19 protein-coding genes are annotated in these 18,948 nt (G+C 65.5%); 9 read left to right on the forward strand and 10 right to left on the reverse strand.

Features of this window, described 5'->3' with window-relative positions:
* Position 1: 1 nt before the first annotated feature.
* The 6 genes from ASC89_RS02180 to ASC89_RS02205 form a co-directional block, all read right to left on the reverse strand.
* Positions 2-577, reverse strand: a complete 576-nt coding sequence (locus ASC89_RS02180; protein ID WP_055994210.1) for an NADPH-dependent FMN reductase — start codon at positions 575-577, stop codon at positions 2-4.
* Positions 578-663: 86 nt separating this feature from the next.
* Positions 664-1,785: a molecular chaperone DnaJ gene (gene dnaJ / locus ASC89_RS02185; RefSeq protein ID WP_055874461.1), complete on the reverse strand. Its 1,122-nt coding sequence runs from the start codon at positions 1,783-1,785 to the stop codon at positions 664-666.
* A 172-nt stretch (positions 1,786-1,957) separates the two neighbouring features.
* Positions 1,958-2,983 (reverse strand): alpha/beta hydrolase, encoded by a 1,026-nt coding sequence (locus ASC89_RS02190; protein WP_055994212.1) that lies wholly within the window; start codon positions 2,981-2,983, stop codon positions 1,958-1,960.
* Positions 2,984-3,285: 302 nt separating this feature from the next.
* Entirely contained in the window at positions 3,286-3,738 is a 453-nt protein-coding gene (locus tag ASC89_RS02195) for a hypothetical protein (protein ID WP_055874456.1), read from the reverse strand.
* Positions 3,739-3,835: 97 nt separating this feature from the next.
* Positions 3,836-5,743: a molecular chaperone DnaK gene (dnaK, locus tag ASC89_RS02200; RefSeq protein ID WP_055874453.1), complete on the reverse strand. Its 1,908-nt coding sequence runs from the start codon at positions 5,741-5,743 to the stop codon at positions 3,836-3,838.
* Positions 5,744-6,012: 269 nt separating this feature from the next.
* Positions 6,013-6,345 (reverse strand): hypothetical protein, encoded by a 333-nt coding sequence (locus tag ASC89_RS02205; RefSeq protein WP_055994214.1) that lies wholly within the window; start codon positions 6,343-6,345, stop codon positions 6,013-6,015.
* Between the two features lie 294 nt (positions 6,346-6,639).
* Between ASC89_RS02205 and ASC89_RS02210 the strand changes: the two genes are divergently transcribed.
* The 3 genes from ASC89_RS02210 to ASC89_RS02220 are packed head-to-tail and all read left to right on the forward strand — an operon-like array spanning position 6,640 to position 8,041.
* Positions 6,640-7,014: a hypothetical protein gene (locus ASC89_RS02210; protein ID WP_055874448.1), complete on the forward strand. Its 375-nt coding sequence runs from the start codon at positions 6,640-6,642 to the stop codon at positions 7,012-7,014.
* Positions 7,015-7,030: 16 nt separating this feature from the next.
* Complete coding sequence (gene pncA / locus ASC89_RS02215) at positions 7,031-7,663, forward strand: bifunctional nicotinamidase/pyrazinamidase (protein WP_055874445.1); 633 nt, start codon at positions 7,031-7,033, stop codon at positions 7,661-7,663.
* Positions 7,664-7,687: 24 nt separating this feature from the next.
* Positions 7,688-8,041, forward strand: coding sequence for a hypothetical protein (locus tag ASC89_RS02220; RefSeq protein ID WP_156384469.1), 354 nt, complete (start codon positions 7,688-7,690; stop codon positions 8,039-8,041).
* Between the two features lie 65 nt (positions 8,042-8,106).
* Here the strand turns inward: ASC89_RS02220 and ASC89_RS02225 are convergent, their stop codons facing one another.
* The 3 genes from ASC89_RS02225 to hrcA all read right to left on the reverse strand — a co-directional run bounded on the left by ASC89_RS02225 (position 8,107) and on the right by hrcA (position 10,785).
* Positions 8,107-8,853: a class I SAM-dependent methyltransferase gene (locus tag ASC89_RS02225; protein ID WP_055994218.1), complete on the reverse strand. Its 747-nt coding sequence runs from the start codon at positions 8,851-8,853 to the stop codon at positions 8,107-8,109.
* A 116-nt stretch (positions 8,854-8,969) separates the two neighbouring features.
* The gene (grpE, locus tag ASC89_RS02230) at positions 8,970-9,593 is read right to left on the reverse strand and encodes a nucleotide exchange factor GrpE (protein WP_055994220.1); all 624 of its coding nucleotides are present in this window, start codon (positions 9,591-9,593) and stop codon (positions 8,970-8,972) included.
* 106 nt (positions 9,594-9,699) lie between these two features.
* Complete coding sequence (hrcA, locus tag ASC89_RS02235; protein ID WP_055875946.1) at positions 9,700-10,785, reverse strand: heat-inducible transcriptional repressor HrcA; 1,086 nt, start codon at positions 10,783-10,785, stop codon at positions 9,700-9,702.
* A gap of 115 nt (positions 10,786-10,900) precedes the next feature.
* On the opposite strand from hrcA, the gene rph reads away from it, so the two are divergent.
* The 4 genes from rph to ASC89_RS02255 all read left to right on the forward strand — a co-directional run bounded on the left by rph (position 10,901) and on the right by ASC89_RS02255 (position 14,555).
* Positions 10,901-11,614, forward strand: coding sequence for a ribonuclease PH (gene rph, locus ASC89_RS02240; protein WP_055874434.1), 714 nt, complete (start codon positions 10,901-10,903; stop codon positions 11,612-11,614).
* A gap of 58 nt (positions 11,615-11,672) precedes the next feature.
* Positions 11,673-12,341, forward strand: a complete 669-nt coding sequence (locus ASC89_RS02245) for a non-canonical purine NTP pyrophosphatase (protein WP_055994222.1) — start codon at positions 11,673-11,675, stop codon at positions 12,339-12,341.
* Positions 12,331-13,521 carry a radical SAM family heme chaperone HemW gene (hemW, locus tag ASC89_RS02250; protein ID WP_244488377.1) on the forward strand — a complete coding sequence of 397 codons (1,191 nt, stop codon included), beginning with the start codon at positions 12,331-12,333 and terminating at the stop codon, positions 13,519-13,521. Before ASC89_RS02245 ends, hemW begins: the two co-directional genes overlap by 11 nt.
* A gap of 71 nt (positions 13,522-13,592) precedes the next feature.
* Positions 13,593-14,555: a cobaltochelatase CobT-related protein gene (locus ASC89_RS02255; protein WP_156384470.1), complete on the forward strand. Its 963-nt coding sequence runs from the start codon at positions 13,593-13,595 to the stop codon at positions 14,553-14,555.
* Here ASC89_RS02255 and ASC89_RS02260 read toward each other — a convergent pair.
* Complete coding sequence (locus ASC89_RS02260; protein ID WP_055994228.1) at positions 14,552-15,529, reverse strand: ribose-phosphate pyrophosphokinase; 978 nt, start codon at positions 15,527-15,529, stop codon at positions 14,552-14,554. The two genes, ASC89_RS02255 and ASC89_RS02260, sit on opposite strands and share 4 nt — an antisense overlap.
* A gap of 183 nt (positions 15,530-15,712) precedes the next feature.
* Between ASC89_RS02260 and ASC89_RS02265 the strand changes: the two genes are divergently transcribed.
* Entirely contained in the window at positions 15,713-17,572 is a 1,860-nt protein-coding gene (locus ASC89_RS02265; protein ID WP_055994230.1) for an adenine deaminase, read from the forward strand.
* The gene (gene guaD, locus ASC89_RS02270; RefSeq protein ID WP_082533133.1) at positions 17,569-18,942 is read left to right on the forward strand and encodes a guanine deaminase; all 1,374 of its coding nucleotides are present in this window, start codon (positions 17,569-17,571) and stop codon (positions 18,940-18,942) included. The genes ASC89_RS02265 and guaD overlap by 4 nt, the downstream gene beginning before the upstream one ends.
* The last annotated feature ends 6 nt before the right edge of the window (positions 18,943-18,948 follow it).

Consider the following 18,948-nt stretch of genomic DNA (forward strand, 5'->3'; position numbering starts at 1 on the left):
CTCAGATACCGCCGCGCGAGAAGTGGGTCAGTTCGCGCACCATCTGGCCGACCTTCCACTTGATGTTGCCCTCGTTCGGCGCGCCGTCCTCGTCCAGCACATCGGGGTAGGGGCCGAGCCCGAGCAGCGTCGGCACCACCAGGGCGCCGATCTTGCTGAGCGAGTCGCGTAGATGCGACAGCGCGAAGATGGTGGCATATTTGCCGTCGCTCATCCCACCGATGCCGAACACCGCGTGCTTGAACGGGTTGGGCTTCTCGCGGCTGACCCAGGAGATCATGTTGGCGATCAGCGGCGTGATGCCACCGTTGTATTCCGGGCTGATGATCAGCACGATGTCGCGGCTACGGAACATCTCCGCCAGGCGCTTGGCTGCCTCGGGCGTCTCGCCGGCATCCTCGATGTCCTGGTTGAAGATCGGCATCTCGAACTCGCGCAGGTCGAGATCGGTGACAACAACGCCAGCTTCTCGCAGCTTAGCCGACATGTGCCGGCGCAACGGCTCGTTGATCGAGTCCTTGCGCAGCGAGCCACAGATGGTGATGGCAGTCTTGGGGGGAGGGGTGTCGATGGTCATGCGCTAGAGCTAGCGCATTCCATTTGCAGTCGAAAGACACCCTGAGGTGAGGCGCGCACGACGGCATGGCCGCGGCGCCTCGCCGCCTAGTTCTCAAACAGGCTCTTCAGCTTGGCGAAGAAACCTTCGGAGGTGGGAGAATTTTCCCGCGTTGATTCGCGTTCGAACTCCTCGAGCAGCTCACGCTGGCGCTTACTGAGGCTCTGCGGCGTCTCGACGTCGAGCTGCACGTAGAGATCGCCAAAGTCCTTGGAGCGGAGCACCGGCATGCCCTTGCCCTTGAGCCGGACGCGCTGGCCGGGCTGGGTACCGGACGAAACCTTCACCCGGGCTCGCGCCGCATCGAGCGTCGGCACCTCGAACTCGCCGCCGAGCGCCGCGGTGGTCATGGCGATCGGCACGCGGGCGTAAAGGTCGGCGCCGTCGCGCTGGAACAGATCGTGCGGCTTGATCGAAATGAAGATGTAGAGGTCGCCCGGCGGTCCACCGCGGAGGCCCGCTTCACCCTCATTGGCGAGCCGGATGCGGGTGCCGTCCTCGATCCCCTTGGGGATGTCGACGCTGAGCGTCCGGTTCTGCTGCCGGCGGCCCTGGCCACCGCAATCGGTGCAGGGCTGCTCGAGGATCTGGCCGCGGCCGTTGCAGATCGGGCAGGTCCGCTCGATGGTGAAAAAGCCCTGCGCCGCACGCACCTTGCCCTGGCCATTGCAGTGGCGGCAGGTCGACATGCCGGTGCCCGGCTTGGCGCCCGAGCCTTCGCAAGTGTCGCAGGTGGCGAGCGTCGGCACGTCGATATCGACGGTGCGGCCGGCAAACGCCTCTTCGAGGCTGATTTCGAGATTGTAGCGCAGGTCCGAGCCGCGCAGGCGGGATTGGCCGCCGCGGCCGCGGCCGCCCATGAAGTCGCCGAAAATGTCCTCGAAGATATCGGACATCGACGAGGTGAACTCGGGGCCGAACCCAGCCGGCCCACGCCCGCCATTCTCGAACGCGGCATGGCCGAAGCGGTCATAGGCGGCGCGCTTCTGCGGGTCCTTCAGCGTGTCGTAGGCCTCGCTGATCTCCTTGAACTTGTGTTCGGCCTCGGCATTGCCCGGGTTGCGGTCCGGGTGGAACTGCATCGCAAGCTTGCGGTAGGCGCCTTTCAGCACCGCTTCGTCGGCGCCCTTGGGCACCCCCAGCACTTCATAAAAATCGCGTTTCGCCAATCGGCCTTGTCCTTGGTTGCCTGCGCCCCGCATCAGGCATCCGGCCTAGATAAGTACTCTGGTGCCCGACGGCAACACTATCGAGGGTTGCGGGCCGACGTACGTGCCCGGTGTGACTTTTCCACCAGTCGCCGGGCGCCGACCTCGCGAGGGCGAGCTGTAACGAGAATAGCTAGGCGCCGAAGGCCGCTGCGAGGTTCCGGCCGAGCTGGCCCTGCGCGAACATCGCCTTGTTGACGATGCGGTAGAGCCCGAAGAAACCGTGCGTGACGCCCTCGTAGGTCGTCATGTCGACCCAGACGCCGGAACGCCGCAGCGCATCGGCCAAGGCTTCGCCTTCCGAGCGCAGCGGGTCGGCATCGGCGAGAATGATGGTCGCCGGCGGCAGCCCGGCAAGGTCGACCCGGCCGGCAATGTTCATCCGCGCATCGTGCGCATCGTCCTTCTTGCGGAACAGTTTGCGCGCCGCCCATTCGAGCGTCGCGGTCGAATAGGGGAAGGTATCGGCGTTTTGGAGGTGCGAGGGCAGGTCGAACAGCATGGCCGCCATCGGGGTCACGAGGCCCAGGTGGATCGGCAGCGGCTTGTCTTCGGCCCGCGCCCGCAGCGCCACGTTGACGGCGAGGTTGCCACCCGAGCCTTCGCCGACAATGGCGGCGCGCTTCGCATCGCCACCCAGTGATTCGGCATGCTCGAGCAGCCAGATCCACGCCGCATAGGCATCTTCGTGCGCCGCCGGGAAGCGGTGCTCCGGCGCCTGCCGGTAGTGCGCCGAAACCACCACCGCGCCGGTGCGGGCCGCCAGCGCGCGCGGCGTTGCGTCGTAGTTATCGACGTCGCCGAGCACGAACCCGCCGCCATGCAGGAACAGGACCATCGGCCTCAGGCCGGTGACGATGTCGTTCTGCGGGATGTAGATGCGGGCGCGGATCTCGTCCGTCGGCCCCTGGATCAGTCGCATCTCCATGCCCACGCCCATGTCGTCGACCTGATCGCGCAGGATCCGGCGCAACGCCATGTCGAGCGTGGGCAGCGCCCGCGCCTCGGGCGAACGGCACGCGTCGATGCGCTTGCCGCCCATCGATTGCAGCACGTTGAGGACGTGGCGCATGTCGGCGTCGAGCCGCTCGACAGGCGCGGAATCTGCTGCATGGAGATCGCCGTTTTCGGCGAACCTCCGCACCTCAACCGATGACATCAATAGTCCTTTCGAAGTCCGCCCTCAGCATCCGTTCCCCGGCCCTGGGTTTCGGCTGCTCCCTCAAGGCGTCCCGCTGCTGACGGTTGGAGCGCTTTCAGGAAAAGTTGTGAGACTTTTCCACCTCGAAAGCGCGACCAGGTCAGAGACGCCCACTTCAACCCATCCAACATCATTGGCGGATGTGAAGACATTTGGGCGGGGGTGCGGCAGCAATGCGGAAAAACACCGGGCTCCGGAACAATTCCGGAGCCCTTTGATTTCTCGGGTGATTCACGTGAAACGGCAGCGGTGGCCGTGGCTTATACGACCTGCTCGCGGCTGACCCCGAGCGCCGCCAGCTTCGCCGCGGCGCTGGCCACGGCCTCCGCCGGGAATTTGTCGGCGTGGCGCAACACGATCGCTTCGCCGCTGAGCTCGGCCCGCTTGTGCTCCACCAGGCTGCCGAGGCCTTCGCTGGGGTTGGGATCCATCGCCCAGTCGCCGAGGCAGCGGATCGTGCCGTACTTCTTGTGCTTGGTGCGGGTACCGGACAGCCGGGTGGTCTTGCCGGTCGCCTCGGTCTTGACCTCTTCGGCGTAACTGACCGCCGTCCAGAACTCGCGCTCCAGCGCGTCGCTGAAGGGCAAACCGGCGAGTTCGGCGATCCGCATCTGGATCTGAAACGCATAGTCGTGATGCCCGAGCCGGCGGGCGTTGAACAGGAGTTTCCGGAGTTTTTCCGGTTCGGAGAATTTGCTGAGATCTGGGAACATCCGTCACTCTAGCACATCGGCAAACAAAAAGGCCCGGCATTTGCCGGGCCTTTCCAATTCTGTTGCGCGAAGCAATCAGGGCGACGTCTTGTCGGCGTTAGGCCGACCGCTTGTCATCCTTGACCTCTTCGAACTCGGCGTCGACCACATCATCATCGGCCGGCTGTTCGCCGCCTTCCGCCTTGGCCTCGGCTTCCGCCTGGCTCTGCTTGTACATCGCCTCGCCCAGCTTCATCGAAGCTTCGGCCAGCGTCGCGGATTTCTCCTTGATCGCCTCGGCATCGTCGCCTTCCAGCACGCCCTTGAGCTCGGCGATCGCCGTCTCGATGGCGGCCTTCTCCTCGGCGGTGACCTTGTCGCCATAGTCCTTCAGCGACTTCTCGGTCGAGTGGATCAGCGACTCGCCCTGGTTCTTGGCTTCGACCGCTTCACGCTTCTTCTTGTCGGCGTCGGCGTTCTGCTCGGCTTCCTTGACCATGCGCTCGATGTCGGCGTCCGAAAGACCACCCGAGGCCTGGATGCGGATCTGCTGCTCCTTGCCGGTGCCCTTGTCCTTGGCCGATACGTTGACGATGCCGTTGGCGTCGATGTCGAAGGTGACTTCGATCTGCGGCACGCCGCGCGGCGCCGGAGGAATGCCGGCGAGGTCGAAATTGCCGAGCAGCTTGTTGTTGGCGGCCATCTCGCGTTCGCCCTGGAACACGCGGATGGTCACCGCGTTCTGGTTGTCCTCGGCGGTCGAGAAGGTCTGGCTCTTCTTGGTCGGGATCGTGGTGTTGCGGTCGATCAGGCGGGTGAACACGCCACCCAGCGTTTCGATGCCGAGCGACAGCGGGGTCACGTCGAGCAGCAGCACGTCCTTGACGTCGCCCTGCAGCACGCCGGCCTGGATGGCGGCGCCCATGGCAACCACTTCATCCGGGTTGACGCCCTTGTGCGGCTCCTTGCCGAACAGCTGCTTGACGACTTCCTGCACCTTGGGCATGCGGCTCATGCCGCCGACCAGCACGACTTCGTCGATCTGCGCGGCCGAAACGCCCGCATCCTTGAGCGCCTGCCGGCACGGATCAACCGTCTTCTGGATCAGGTCCTCGACCAGGCTCTCGAGCTTGGAACGGGTGAGCTTCAGCGTCAGGTGCTTCGGGCCGGAAGCGTCGGCGGTGATGAACGGCAGGTTGATTTCGGTCTGGGTCGAGCTCGAGAGCTCGATCTTGGCCTTCTCAGCCGCTTCCTTCAGGCGCTGCAGCGCCAGCTTGTCGCTCCTGAGGTCAATGCCCTGGTCCTTCTTGAACTCGGCCGCCAGGTAGTCGACCAGGCGCATGTCGAAATCTTCGCCGCCGAGGAAGGTGTCGCCATTGGTCGACTTCACCTCGAACACGCCGTCGCCGATCTCGAGCACGGAAATATCGAAGGTACCGCCGCCCAGGTCATAGACCGCGATGGTGCCGGTGTTCTTCTTGTCGAGCCCGTAGGCGAGCGCTGCCGCGGTCGGCTCGTTGATGATGCGGAGCACTTCCAGCCCGGCGATCTTGCCGGCGTCCTTGGTGGCCTGCCGCTGCGAATCGTTGAAATACGCCGGAACGGTGATCACCGCCTGCGTGACGTTCTCGCCGAGATACGATTCGGCGGTTTCCTTCATCTTGGTCAGGATCATCGCCGAGACTTCCGAGGGAGAGTACTTCTTGCTCTCGACCTCGACCCAGGCATCGCCATTGTCGGCGTTGACGATCTTGAAGGGCACCAGGCCCTTGTCCTTTTCGACCATCGGGTCGTTGTAGCGCCGACCGATCAGACGCTTGACCGCGAACAGCGTGCCTTCCGGGTTGGTGACCGCCTGGCGCTTGGCCGGCTGGCCGACGAGGCGCTCGCCGTCCTTGGTGAATGCGACCATGGACGGCGTGGTGCGCGCGCCTTCCGCGTTCTCGATGACCTTCGGCGTCGCACCGTCCATGACGGCGACGCAGCTGTTGGTCGTACCGAGGTCGATTCCGATGACTTTACCCATTACCTACTGCCTCTTTCCTGGCGAACCCGGATGAAACCCCATCCGGCAGTTCCTGATCCCTCGCGGGTGTCCGGGTTCCCGTGTTGAAATTGACCCGTCACCGGGCCTTGAGCGCTATATAGGAGGGGGCTTTTGGGGGTGCAAGCGTAGTCCGGGCACAAAGTCCCGGCTTTTGGCGGGAACTCACCCTCGCCAGTTCGCTTTGTCGTCCCGGATCTACAGAAACGTCTGGTGGCGGGCGCAGCACCACTGCGCCCGGCCGAATGCCGTCAGGTCGCGTCGCTGAGGGTGTATTCACCCAGCTCGCAGAGGTCGACCGCCGGTTCGATGAACTCGGAATCGTCCTCCAGCATGAACTTCATGTCGTAGACGCATTGCTCGCGGCCATCGCCGATGGTGACATCGACGAAGTTGCCGGCCGGCAGGTACTTGTCGGCGAACACGTCCTCCTCCCAGGTTTCGACATCGGCCGGCGAGGTGAACAGGCTCTTGACCGCATAGGACGAATTGTTGGTCAAGGTGAAGGTCAGGTCTTCGGCCAGTGCGGCGCCCGGCAGCACCAGCAGCAGGGCAGCAGCGCCACCCAGGATCGACAATTTCAATAGAACCCCCAGAAAATGCGGGGCCGGCATGCTCGGGGGAACTTCCGGTTCGACCCCGCGATCACCGAAACCCAGGCGCACGGGAAGCGGCGCCTGAGCCTCATTTAGCAATTTAGTCTATTATGTCTCAAAGGCTGGCTATCGCCATGGTTAGAGAAATCTCACCAGCCGCCGCCGGGTGCGGCGGGAGCGCCGACGCGGCTTGTCGTTGCAGCCCCGGTTATGGTCTAAGAAGCGCTCGTTGCCGCCTCTCGTTGCCGCCCAACTCTCGTTACCGCCCAAGGGAACACGACTGTGCTGAGGTTCCTTGTCATCGCCCCGCTGCTCGCGGTCCCGCTGCTCCCCGTCGCCGCGCTGGCGCAGGAAGTGCCGGCCGAGGCGCAGATGGACATGTGGTGCGGCACCGCCTTCGAACTGATGACCCGCGACGCGCCGGCTGATGCCACGCCGGAAAAGCTCGCCTCCGCCAAGGTCTATGCCGATGGCGGGGCCTTGCTGCTGCAGCGCGCTATCCCGATCTACCTCGAGGCCGGCTACACCGACGACGCGCTGGCCGACTACCGGGGCGACCTCGAAGACTCCATCGGTCGCGTCGTCAACGGCACTGGCAGGGCCAGCGATGGCGCCGCCTATTCATTTCAGGATTGTTCGGCCCTCATCGGCCAATGAGATAGATAAGACCCGCATGGCCCTCACGCCCCGTTCCGACGACCTCTTCCTCGTGGTCGACCTGCAATATGATTTTCTCCCCGGCGGCAAGCTTGCCGTTGCCGGCGGCGACGAGATCATCATCCCGATCAACCGGCTCGGCCGGCGTTTCGAAAACGTCGCCATGACCCAGGACTGGCATCCGCGCGGCCACATCTCGTTCGCCTCGAGTCATGCCGGCGCCACCCCGTTCGAGATCATGGAATTGCCCTATGGCCCGCAGGTGCTGTGGCCCGACCACTGCGTCTGGGATACGCATGGCGCGGAATTCTCGACCGATATCGAGCTGCCGCACACCCAGCTGGTGATCCGCAAGGGCTACCACGAAGTGGTCGATTCCTATTCCGGCTTCCAGGAGGCCGACCGCAGGACCAAGACCGGGCTCGAAGGCTACTTGCGCGAGCGAAAATTCAAGCGGTTGTTCATCGCTGGCCTCGCCACCGATTTCTGCGTCAACTGGACGGCAGTCGATTCGGCCAATGCGGGCTTTGAGACCTACGTGATCGAGGACGCCTGCCGCGCCATCGATACCTCGGGGTCGCTGGCCCAGGCCTGGGCCGATATGAACGCCGCCGGGGTCAAGCGGATCGTCGCCGGCGATATCGCCTGAGGAAGAGATTGGCCTGAGGACAACATGCTGCGGGCTGCGCTTGGGGGATTGCTGATCGGGCTGCTGGCCGTGCCGGCCGCGGCGGGCGAGCCCTCGGCCGCCGCCGACCGGCTGCTCTGGTGCGGCAGCGCCTTCTACTGGCTCTCCACCGACGCCTATGATTCGGGCAACGACGCCGAAGGCGACGAGTACGGCGCCTGGTCCGACGACCTAGCCGCCCGCGCCGACATGATGCTGGAAGCCGAAGGCAACGACGACGTGGCGATCACCGCGCTGCGCGACGCCTATGACAGCCGCGTCGTCGATGAGATGGGCAAGCCCGGCGCCAAATACGACGTCACGACCTGCCCTGACCTGGTGGTTTCGGCGGCGAACTAGCTCTGGATCACCCCTTGGGGGGAGAGGTCGGCGCGCAGCGCCGGGTGATGGGGCGCCGCCAGCGTTCACACCATTGCCGAACAGATACAAACCTGCCGATGGCTCGCCGCCGTCAGCGGGGTACGGTCGAAATCGCCGAACCGCTCCACCAGCCGCAATCCACCTGCTTCCAGCAGCAGTGGCAGTTCCTGCGGAAAGATCTGCCGCAGCTCCAGCGGGGTGTGGCGAAAATCCCGTCGCTCGGCGGTGGACCAGTACCAGTCGGCCCGGCTCACCTGGGTGATTGGATCGTAGCTGATGGTTTCCTCGATGCTGACCTCGCCCAGCTGCGGATGCTGGAACACCCCGAGCAGCTCGCGCTGGCCGGCCGGCAGGCTGAGCAGCCGCGCACTCGGCACAAACACGTCGAACAGCAGCCGGCCGCCGGGCGCCAGGTGCTGGCGGATGGTCGAGCAGGCGCGCGCGAAGTCGGCGCGGCTGTGCAAATGCATCAGTGAGTTGGCGGCGATGACGATGGCGTCAAAGTGCCGGCCGAGCACGAAGTCCCGCATGTCGAGTTGCACGAGATCGGCCGACGCGCCGCGTTCCGCCACGGCGGCCCGCGCTCGTGCCAGCATGGGTTCGGCGAGATCGCCGCCGATCACCAGCGCCCCGCTCGCCGCCAGCGGCGCGGTGAAGCGGCCAGAGCCGCAGGCGAGCTCCAGCACACGCCGTCCCGGCCCACCCGCCGCCTCGACGTAGAAGCGCTCCATCGCAGCGTCCGGTGGCGCCACGAGGTCGTAGAGCTCGGCATCGTCGTAGAGGCTGTCCATCGCGGTCCTCCGTCGTCGGGCAAGAAGGTCATCGGGCAAGAAGTCGGGGGGCAGAAGTCGTGGGCAAAGAAAAAGGGCGCCGGAGCGCCCTTTTCGACATCACCGGCAAGGTGAAATCAGACGCTCTTGTCGATCGTGCCCTCGGCCGGGGCGCCATTGGCGCCGCCGCCCTTGGCCACACCGACCATGGCCGGACGCAGCACGCGGTCGCCGATGGCGAAGCCGGCCTGCACCACCTGCACCACGGTGCCTTCCGGGCGCGACGGGTCAGGGACCTCGAACATCGCCTGGTGCTTGTGCGGGTCGAACTTCTGGCCTTCCGCCTCGATTGGCTTGACGCCGTGCTTGGCGAGCAGCCGCTGCATCTCGCGCTCGGTCATCTCGATGCCCTCGATCAGCGACCGGGTGGTCGCATCGGAGCTGTCGCGCGCCTCGGCTGGCAGCACCATCAAGGCGCGGGAAAGCGAATCGGTAGCGGTCAGCATGTCGCGGGCAAAGCCGGCGATGGCATAGGACCGGGTGTCGGAGATCTCGCGCTCGGTGCGTTTGCGCAGGTTTTCCATCTCGGCGATGGTGCGCAGCAACTTGTCGCGCATGTCCTGGTTCTCGGCCTTGAGGGCCTCGATCGGATCGGGCGTCGTTGCCGCGTCGGCAGTCTTCTCGTCTGGCTTGGTGGCCTGGTTCTCGGTCGCGGTGGGAGCGGCCTTGTCGTCCTCGGGCTTGTTCGTATCGTCGTTCATTGGGACCTTGGATTTTGTCGCTGATCGCGTTTGCCCCGCATATCGGCCAATGAGCGATAAGATTCAAGCCTAGGAAAGGTTCCGTGTCCGGCCTCAGCCCCTGCGCTCAGCTCTTTCTGGCCATCATCGCCGAAACAACATTGGCGGTGTAATCGACCACCGGCACGATGCGGGCGTAGTTGAGCCGGGTCGGCCCGATGACGCCGAGCACCCCCACCACCTTCTGGTTGGCGTCCTTGTAAGGCGAGAGGATCACCGACGAACCCGAGAGCGAGAACAGCTTGTTCTCCGAGCCGATGAAGATCTTCACCCCTTGCGCCGTCTCGGTATCGCCGAGCAGCTCGATCAGCCCGTCGCGGCTCTCGAGCTCGTCAAACAGTTGCCGCACCCGGCTCAGCTCTTCCGACGCCATGGTGTCGTTGATGAGGTTGGCCCGGCCGCGCACGATCACCGTCGGCGGCGAGGCGCTGCCTGAGCCGGAAAGCGTCGCGAGCCCCGCATCCACCAGCTTGTGCGTCAGTTCGTCGAGCTCATGCACGGTGGCTTCGCGCTGCGTCTGCAGGGCCTTCCGCGTCTCGTTCAAGGTCTTCCCCACCGCAAAATGCGCCAGGTAGTTCGAGGCCTGCGTCAAGGCGCTCGCCGTCAGTCCCGGCGGCAGCGGCAGCACGCGGTTCTCGACCGAGCCATCCTCGCCCACCAGCACCACCATGGCGCGCTCGGCATCGAGCCGGATGAACTCGATATGCTTCAGCACCAGGTCGGATTTCTGCGCGATCACCACCCCTGCGCCATGGCTGAGCCCGCTGAGCAGCTGGCTCGCCTCGGTCAGCAGGTCCTCGATCTGGCCGTGCACCGCCGGCCCCTGGATCTGCTTGGCGATTGCCGCCTTTTCGTCCTCATTCACCGCGCCCACTTCCAGCATGGCGTCGACGAAGAAGCGCAGCCCCTGCTGCGTCGGCAGCCGGCCGGCCGAGGTATGAGGCGAGGCGATCAGCCCCAGATCCTCGAGATCGGCCATCACATTACGCACCGACGCGGGGCTTAAGCCCACGCTCAGCATGCGCGCCAGGTCGCGCGACGCCACCGGCGTGCCGGTGTCGAGATAGCGCTCCACCAGCTTGCGAAAGATGTCCTGGCTGCGGGCGTTGAGCACCGCGAGCACGTCTTCGGGGGCTTTTGTGCGATCGGCCATGTTCACCATTTAGGCGGAAAGGCTTGTGCCGCCAAGCTAGCGCTGCTTGTTCGAGGGGGCGGTCAGGGTTAAGAGGCGGTTAACAGCTTTTTCCAAGAACGAGTGATTTGACCATATGCGGCCCTCCGGACGCCAGCCAGACCAGATGCGGGCCGTAACGCTCGAACGCAATGTCGCTCCCAAGGCCGAAGGCAGCTGCCTCGTCAGCTTCGGTTCGACCAAGGTGTTCGTCACCGCTTCGGTCGAAACCACGCTCCCCTCCTGGCGCCGCAGCTCCGGCATGGGCTGGGTCACCGCCGAGTACGGCATGCTGCCGCGCGCCACCGGCTCGCGCACCAAGCGCGAAGCCGCGCAGGGCAAGCAATCCGGCCGCACCCAGGAAATCCAGCGCCTGATCGGCCGCTCGCTCCGCGCTGTGGTCGACATGCAGGCGCTGGGCGAGAACCAGATCACTCTCGATTGCGACGTGCTGGAGGCCGATGGCGGCACCCGCACCGCCTCGATCACCGGCGCCTATGTGGCGCTGGCCGATGCCATCAAGTGGCTCGAAGCCCGTGGCCTCACCAAGGGCCCGGTGCTGCGCGACTCGGTCGCTGCCATTTCCTGCGGCATCTACCGCGGCACCCCGGTGCTCGATCTCGATTATCTCGAGGATGTCGAGGCGCACACCGATGCCAATTTCGTCATGACCGGCACCGGCAAGTTCGTCGAAATCCAGGGCACCGCCGAACAGGTACCGTTCAGCCGCGATGAGCTCGACAGCCTGATGCGGCTGGCCGAGCAGGGGATCGGCGAGCTCACCACCATGCAGCAGGCGGCATTGGCATGACCCCGAAAAGCGGCAACGGTTTTCGGACAAAGGTCATGCCACAAGGAAAGACCGCATAATGGCAGACAAGCTCACATTGCGGCGCGGCGACCGGCTGGTGCTGGCGACCCACAATGCGGGCAAGCTCGCCGAGTTCAAGGAACTCCTGGCGCCGTTCGGGCTCGACCTGGTTTCGGCCGGTGAGCTCGGCCTGCCCGAGCCGGAAGAGACCGGCACCACCTTCATCGAGAACGCCCGGATCAAGGCGCATGCCGCCGCGGCCGCTGCCAACACTATCGCGCTGGCCGACGATTCCGGCCTGTCGGTCGATGCCATTGGCGGCCAGCCCGGCGTCTACACCGCCAACTGGGCCGGCTCCTCGGCGCATGGCGGGCGCGACTACATGGTCGGCATGCGCCGCGTCGAAGATGCGCTGCAGGCCGTCGGCGCCACCACGCCAGGTGAGCGCCGCGGCGCTTTCAACGCTACGCTCTGCCTCGCCCACCCCGATGGGCGTGAGGTGATCTACGTCGGCAAGGCCGAGGGCACGCTGGTCTGGCCGCCGCGCGGCGACAAGGGCTTTGGCTTCGATCCGGTGTTCATGCCCGACGGCTACGACATCACCTTCGGCGAGATGCCGTCCGAGGCCAAGCACTCCTGGGCCCCGGGCAAGGTCGGTCTGTCGCATCGGGCCCGCGCCTTCGCCAGCTTCGTCGACGATGCACTGGGAGGTGGCGTTGAGCACTGAAACGTTCGGCCACAACTCCGTCGATCCGCGCTCCAACGGCCTGTTCGGGGTCTATGTCCATTGGCCGTTCTGCGCCGCCAAGTGCCCCTACTGCGATTTCAACTCGCATGTGCACCGTGGCGAGTTCGATGAGCAGACCTATGTCGAATCCTACGCTGCCGAGCTGGCGCACTTCGCCAAGCAGACGCCGGGCCGCACCGTGCAGTCGATCTTTTTCGGCGGCGGCACGCCCTCACTGATGGATCCGCGCTCGGTCGAGGGCATCATCGATGCCATCGCCCGGCACTGGGTGATAGATCCGCGGGCGGAAATCACCCTCGAGGCCAATCCGACCTCGGTCGAGGCCGAGCGCTTCCGCGGCTACCGGTCAGCCGGCGTCAACCGCGTCTCGCTCGGCGTGCAGTCGCTGCGCGAGGGCCCGCTGGCCGAACTCGGCCGCCGGCACTCGGTCGATGAAGCCATCGCCGCGGTGCGCCTGGCGCAGTCGATCTTCCCGCGCTCGAGCTTTGATCTGATCTATTCCCGCCCGCGCCAGACGCTGGACGAATGGCAGGACGAGCTGACCGAGGCGCTGTGGCTGGCCGAAGCCGGGCACGTCTCGCTCTACCAGCTCACCATCGAGATGGGCACGCGCTACTACGACCTGTTCCGCGCCGGCAAGCTGAAGATGCCGGATGAGGACCTGAGCGCCGACTTCTACGAGATGACGCAGGAGCTGACCCAGCAGGCGGGTCTGCCGGCCTATGAAATCTCCAACCACGCCCGCCCTGGCCAGGAGAGCCGCCACAACCTGATCTACTGGCGCTACGGCGAATATGTCGGCGTCGGCCCCGGTGCGCATGGGCGGCTGCTGATCAACAACCAGCGCCACGCCACGGCGACCGAGAAGATGCCGTTCGACTGGCAGAAGCGCGTGCAGGCGCGCGGCCACGGCATGGTCACCGACGACATCCTGACCTGGGAAGAAGAAGGCGACGAACTGCTGGTCATGGGGCTGCGGCTGCGCGAAGGCATCGACCCGCGCCGCTTCCACAAGATCTCCGGTCGCGCCATTTCCGAACGCCAGATCAACGAGCTGCGCTCGATCGGCTTCGTCGAGACCCTGCCCAACGGTTTTATCCGGGTCACCGACAAGGGCTGGCCAGTGCTCGATGCGGTGGTCGCGGATCTCGCGGCCTGAGGCAGCTTGGGCACTACTTGCCCGCCCCCCCCGCTCTGATAGCCTGCCGGCCTAACTGAGGCGGGGGTAACGTGTCGTCCTGGTTCGACAGACTAGCAGAGCGGATACTGGCTTTGGCTGGTGTGCCGAGTGCGGAAATACCGGATCGGATAGCACCGCCACCGGAATATTCACCTCCCACGCCTCGCCCCACCGATTTTGCCTACAAGATCTTTACCACAGGGTTCGACGAGACGGTCTCGAGCGGCGAGCTCGCCGCCAGGCTTGGCCCCCTTTCGCCAGCAGACATTGACGTGATGCGGACGCGTCTCGTTGAGTTTCGCGGCGATCCGGAGGCGTGGTGGGCCGCGGCCCAGTCACAGGTCAGTTCCATCGCGGCGAAGCTTGACGCCGCCAATGAGCAATCAGACACGGTCGTCACCGTACTTGTCGATCATTCGGGGTCGATGCGTCACGATGGTATCCTCTCTGCCGTTTCCATCCTGGAGCTCACCGAGCTCCTGCTTGGCAAGTTGGGCATTCATTTGGAGGTGCTTGGCTTCACCACAACCTCCTGGAAGGGCGGTCGTTCTCGGGAGCTGTGGCTTGAGCGGGGCCGGCCACCGTCGCCGGGGCGGCTGTGCGATCTGTTGCACATTGTCTATCGGCCGGCTTCTAGCGTGGAGCCCGGCCCGGCTTCGGACCGTTATTTAGCGATGTTGCGGCAACGGCTGCTGCGCGAGAATGTCGACGGGGAGGCTCTGCTGTGGGCGGCGGCGCGCCTGCGCACCGTGCCGGCCCGGCGGCGGATTCTGCTGGTGTTGTCCGACGGCGCGCCCGGTGACGATTCGACCATCTCTCAGAATGGCGTCCAGTTTCTGGACCTTCAGGAGGTGGTTGAAGCGCTCCAGCACGCCGGCGACATCCACCTTTGCGCCATCGGCATCGGCCACGACGTGGCGCCCTATTATCCCAATGCGGTGCTGGCTGCGACGCGTGCCGACATCGGCCGTGCTGTCAGTGCGACGTTCGAGCAGGCGTTGCGACCCGCCTAAGCCCGAAGCCGCGTCACTGTCGGCGCCGGCTGTTCGGCATGGAACAGCGTACTGACCGATTCGCCGCTGTTGATCCGGCGCATCGCTTCGGCCAGCGCGGGGGCGATCGACAGCACGGTCAGCTTGGGGTGGCGGCGCACCGCGGCGATTGCCAGGGTGTCGGTGCAGACGATCTCCAGCACATCGGGCTCTGCCGCCAGCCGCCCGATCGCATCGTTGGCGAAGATGCCGTGCGTGCAGGCGATGCGCACCGATCGTGCGCCATGCTGCCGCAAATGCCGCAGCAGTTCGACCATCGAGCCGCCGCTGGCGATCTCGTCGTCGAGGACAATCACGTCGCGCCCCTCGACCTCGCCGATGATCGCGGTGATCCGCACTTCGCTGTCGCTGATCCGCTCCTTGGCGCCCGCCGCCACCGGCACGCCGAGCCGCTTGGCGAAGGCCGCGGCGTTCTTGGCGTTGCCGAGGTCCGGCGACACCACCACCGCATTGCCCATATCGTAGCGCTGGAAATATTCGGCCAGCTCGCCCAGCGCGTGCAGGTGATCGACCGGCACGCTGAAAAACCCGTGCACTTGCGGCGAGTGCAGCGTCATGGTCAGCACCCGGTTGGCCCCGGCGGTCTGCAAGAGGTCGGCGACCATGCGGCCGCCGATCGAGATGCGCGGCGCATCCTTCTTGTCGGAGCGCGCATAGGCATAATGCGGGATTACCGCGGTGATGCGGGCCGCCGAGGCGCCACGCGCCGCGTCGAGCATCAGCAGCAGTTCGACCAGGTGATCCTGTACCGGCGCGCTCAGCGTCTGGATCAGGAACACGTCCTGCTCACGGCAATTGGCTTGCAGCTGCACTTCGATGCAGTCATTGGAGAAGCGCTTCACCCGCGTCGGCAGCAGCGGCACACCGAGCTCGGCGCAGATCTGTGCCGCGAGGTCGGGATGAGAGCTACCACTGAAAATGGCAATCTGGCTCATCGCGGCTTGTCCTCGCTGGATGGGGTCGAGGCCGGCAGCTTATGGCAAAATGTACTGCCGCGAGCAAGCGTCGACGCTGGACAGAGATTGCTCACCGCTTTGCTGCACGTCCCTCATTGCGGCGCATTGCGCTCGCTCTCGTAAACCGCTTTACTAACGCGGTTGCGCCACCGGAATCCGCCTATGCACCTGCCCGACGACCTGATCCTCAACGCCGAGGACGAAGTTTCCATTCGCCAGCATCTGACGCTGGTGGCGCTGGCCAAACGCCCGGCGGATCTGGTGATCGAGGTCGGCAGGCTGCTCTCGGTGCATTCGCGGCACTGGCTCGAGGACCAGGAGATTGTCGTCTCCGGTCGCCGTATCGCCTTTGTCGGCCCGCGCGGCAGCTACAAGGGCGAGGTGCAGGCGCGGGTGAGCTACCCCGAGCTCAGCGCCGTACCGGGCTTCGGCGAGGTGCATAAGCACATCGAATCGACCCACATCACCCCGGAGTTCGAGGCGGCCCTGGTGCTGCCGCGCGGCAATACCTGGACCTGCGAGGCGAGCCATGAGTTCGCCAATGTCAACGGCGGCAAGAACCAGGAGTTCTGGCAGAAATCCCGCCTTGCCGGCTCGCCGCTGAAGATCTTCATCCAGCCCGGCTCGGCCGTGCCGCCCAGCGCCTGGGAGGAGTCGGGCGGCTATTATGGCTACGAGGAGCAGCGCGAGTTCCTCGCCCATGACATGGGCACCGTCAGCCTCGACGAGGTGATGGATTGGCCCTCGGTGTGGAACCCCGAAAACCCCGGCTATATCCGCATGTGGGGGATGATCGGCGCCACCATGGAGATGCGCGGCGTGGTCGAGGGGCACGGCTCCGGACTGATCGATCCGCACGATCTCTCGGCTTTCGCCGCCGCCGGCATCTCGTCGGACCATGAGGTGTGGGCGCTGGAGGAAGCCTGGGAGCGGCTGAGCCACGGCATCTTCACCGAGCTCCGTCCGTTCTCCTATGACGTCATACTTCCAGGGCTGATCGAACGGCTCACCGATTGGTCGAACATCGCTTTCACCACCGACGACCGCTCGGCCTCCGAAACGCTGGAGAAAGGCGCCGCCGACTACAACGTGCGGCACGCCATCGAGTATGGCCTCGCCCCCGAGATCGCCATCCAGTGCGCCACCATCAACCCGGCGCGGCACATGCGCATCGACCAGTGGGTCGGCTCGATCTCGCCGGGACGTTATGCCGACATAGTATTGCTCGACGACGTCAAGACACTGTCGATCCGCCACGTTTACGCCGACGGCCAGCTGGTCTCCGAGGGCAAACAGTTCCTCGGCCCGCTGGCCGCGATCGACTGGCCGGACTGGGCGAGGAAGACCATGAACATCGGGCGCGTCCTCGACGCCGAGGATTTCGCCATCCAGGCCGAGCCGGGCCGCCACACCATGCAGGCGGCTATCCTCAGGCCATTCCACTGGAACGAGGATTTCCTGGTCGAGGCGCTGCCGGTGGTCGATGGGCTGGTGCAGCGCGACACCGAGCGGCTGATCACCAAATGGGCGCTGGTCGACCGCTATCGCGGCGATGGCGCGGTGGCGAAGATGTTCTGGACCGGCTGCGGTCCGGCCGATCCCGACACCGCGCTTGCCTCCTCGGTGGCGCATGACAGCCACAATGTCTGGTGCATCGGCTCCTCCGACGCGGCGATGGCCAAGGCGGTGAACCGGCTGCAGGAGATCGATGGCGGCTGGGTGCTGGTGCACAAGGGCGAGGTGGTCGCCGAGATGCGCTTCGAAATCGGCGGGCTGATGACGGCGCGTTCGGCCGAAGCCTTCGACATCGATATGCAGGCCTTTTACCGCGCGGCAGAGCAGGTCGAGTGGATGTACAAGCCTTCGGCGCTCAACCTCTGGAAGCCCGGTTTCCCGGAGTTCCTGAAATTCGCGACGCTCACCTGCTCGCCCTGGCGCTGGGTGCTGGTGGCGCCGAGCGAACTGGCGCCCGAGGGCTTCGTCAACGTGCAGACCGGCGAGCAGCACAAGGTGGTCTGGTGAGCGGGCTGCGTGGGCGCAGCGTCCGCGGCAGCTTCGTCCATGCACCGGTGCGCGGCGAGCTCGAGGTGCTGCGCGATGCGGTGATTGCGGTTGCCGGCGACGGCACCATCACCAGCATCGGTCGGGCCGCCGACGGTGTGCCGGAGGGAACCATCGAACTGCCGGCCGGACAGCTGGTGCTGCCGGGTTTTGTCGATCTCCACATCCACGCGCCGCAATATCCGCAGCTCGGCATGGCGCTCGACGTGCCGCTGGAAGTCTGGCTGGGCAAATACACCTTCCCGCTCGAGGCGCAATACGCCGACCTCGAGTTCGCTCGCGAGCGGTACGAAACGCTGGTCGCCGATCTCCTCGCCTCGGGCACGACCACAGCGCTCTATTTCGCCACCGTGCACCGCGAGGCCACGGAGCTGTTGGCGCAGATCTGTCTCGAGCAGGGGCAGCGGGCGCTGGTCGGCAAGGTGGTGATGGATGATCCGGCGAGTTGCCCGGACTATGACCGCGATGCCTCGGCCGAGGCCGCGGTCGCCGATACCCGTGCGGTCATCGACCATATCCGGGCGCTGCCGGACAATGACCGGGTGCTGCCGGTGATCACGCCGCGCTTCATTCCGTCCTGCACCGACGCAGCCCTCTCCGGCCTCGGCAAGCTGGCGGCGGAGTGCGATTGCCACGTGCAGACCCATTGTTCGGAGAGCGACTGGGCGCATGGCTATGCGCTCGATCGCTACGGCAAGACCGACACCGCAGCGCTCGACGGCTTCGGGCTGCTGGGCCGCAAGACTGTGCTGGCCCATTCGGTGTTTCTGACCGACGACGATATGGCGACGGTCCGCGCCGCTGGGGCCGGCGTGGCGCATTGCGCCCTCTCCAACATGTATTTCGGCAACGCCGTCTTCCCGCTGCGTCGGGCGCTGGAAAAGGGCCTCCATGTCGGGCTCGGCACCGATATTTCCGGTGGGCCCTCCGGCTCGATGCTGGAGGCCTGTCGCGCCACCGCCCAGGCTTCCCGCCTGCTCGAGGACGGGGTCGACGCGAGGGATTCACGTGAAACGCGCGGCGTCCCCAACTCGCGCATCGACATGCTCACCGCCTTCCACCTCGCCACAGCGGGCGGTGGTGAAGCGCTCGACCTGCCCGTCGGACTGTTCCGCCCTGGCTATCACTTCGATGCTCTGCTGGTGGCCCCCGCGGCAGAGGCCGGCACCATCCGGCTGTTCGGGGCGGACCCGGCTGAACGGCTTGAGCAAATCCTCTACACTGCGAGCCGACCGAACATCGCCGCGACTTTTGTCGGCGGCGACCTGGTCAGCGGAGTTGACCTCGGGGTCAGCGGGGCTGCCCCGCAAGCCGGCCATTCCAGTCACTGACGCCAT

Origin of the sequence: Devosia sp. Root413D1 (assembly GCF_001425235.1) — a bacterium.
In the GTDB taxonomy this organism is placed as follows: domain Bacteria; phylum Pseudomonadota; class Alphaproteobacteria; order Rhizobiales; family Devosiaceae; genus Devosia_A.

What these genes read in the sequence shown, in the direction of transcription:
- ASC89_RS02180 (WP_055994210.1), bottom strand. Translation starts at nt 577, where the DNA reads ATGACCATCGACACCCCTCCCCCCAAGACTGCCATCACCATCTGTGGC.
- ASC89_RS02190 (WP_055994212.1), bottom strand. Translation starts at nt 2,983, where the DNA reads ATGTCATCGGTTGAGGTGCGGAGGTTCGCCGAAAACGGCGATCTCCAT.
- ASC89_RS02195 (WP_055874456.1), bottom strand. Translation starts at nt 3,738, where the DNA reads ATGTTCCCAGATCTCAGCAAATTCTCCGAACCGGAAAAACTCCGGAAA.
- dnaK (WP_055874453.1), bottom strand. Translation starts at nt 5,743, where the DNA reads ATGGGTAAAGTCATCGGAATCGACCTCGGTACGACCAACAGCTGCGTC.
- pncA (WP_055874445.1), top strand. Translation starts at nt 7,031, where the DNA reads ATGGCCCTCACGCCCCGTTCCGACGACCTCTTCCTCGTGGTCGACCTG.
- ASC89_RS02220 (WP_156384469.1), top strand. Translation starts at nt 7,688, where the DNA reads ATGCTGCGGGCTGCGCTTGGGGGATTGCTGATCGGGCTGCTGGCCGTG.
- ASC89_RS02225 (WP_055994218.1), bottom strand. Translation starts at nt 8,853, where the DNA reads ATGGACAGCCTCTACGACGATGCCGAGCTCTACGACCTCGTGGCGCCA.
- grpE (WP_055994220.1), bottom strand. Translation starts at nt 9,593, where the DNA reads ATGAACGACGATACGAACAAGCCCGAGGACGACAAGGCCGCTCCCACC.
- hrcA (WP_055875946.1), bottom strand. Translation starts at nt 10,785, where the DNA reads ATGGCCGATCGCACAAAAGCCCCCGAAGACGTGCTCGCGGTGCTCAAC.
- rph (WP_055874434.1), top strand. Translation starts at nt 10,901, where the DNA reads ATGCGGCCCTCCGGACGCCAGCCAGACCAGATGCGGGCCGTAACGCTC.
- ASC89_RS02245 (WP_055994222.1), top strand. Translation starts at nt 11,673, where the DNA reads ATGGCAGACAAGCTCACATTGCGGCGCGGCGACCGGCTGGTGCTGGCG.
- ASC89_RS02260 (WP_055994228.1), bottom strand. Translation starts at nt 15,529, where the DNA reads ATGAGCCAGATTGCCATTTTCAGTGGTAGCTCTCATCCCGACCTCGCG.
- ASC89_RS02265 (WP_055994230.1), top strand. Translation starts at nt 15,713, where the DNA reads ATGCACCTGCCCGACGACCTGATCCTCAACGCCGAGGACGAAGTTTCC.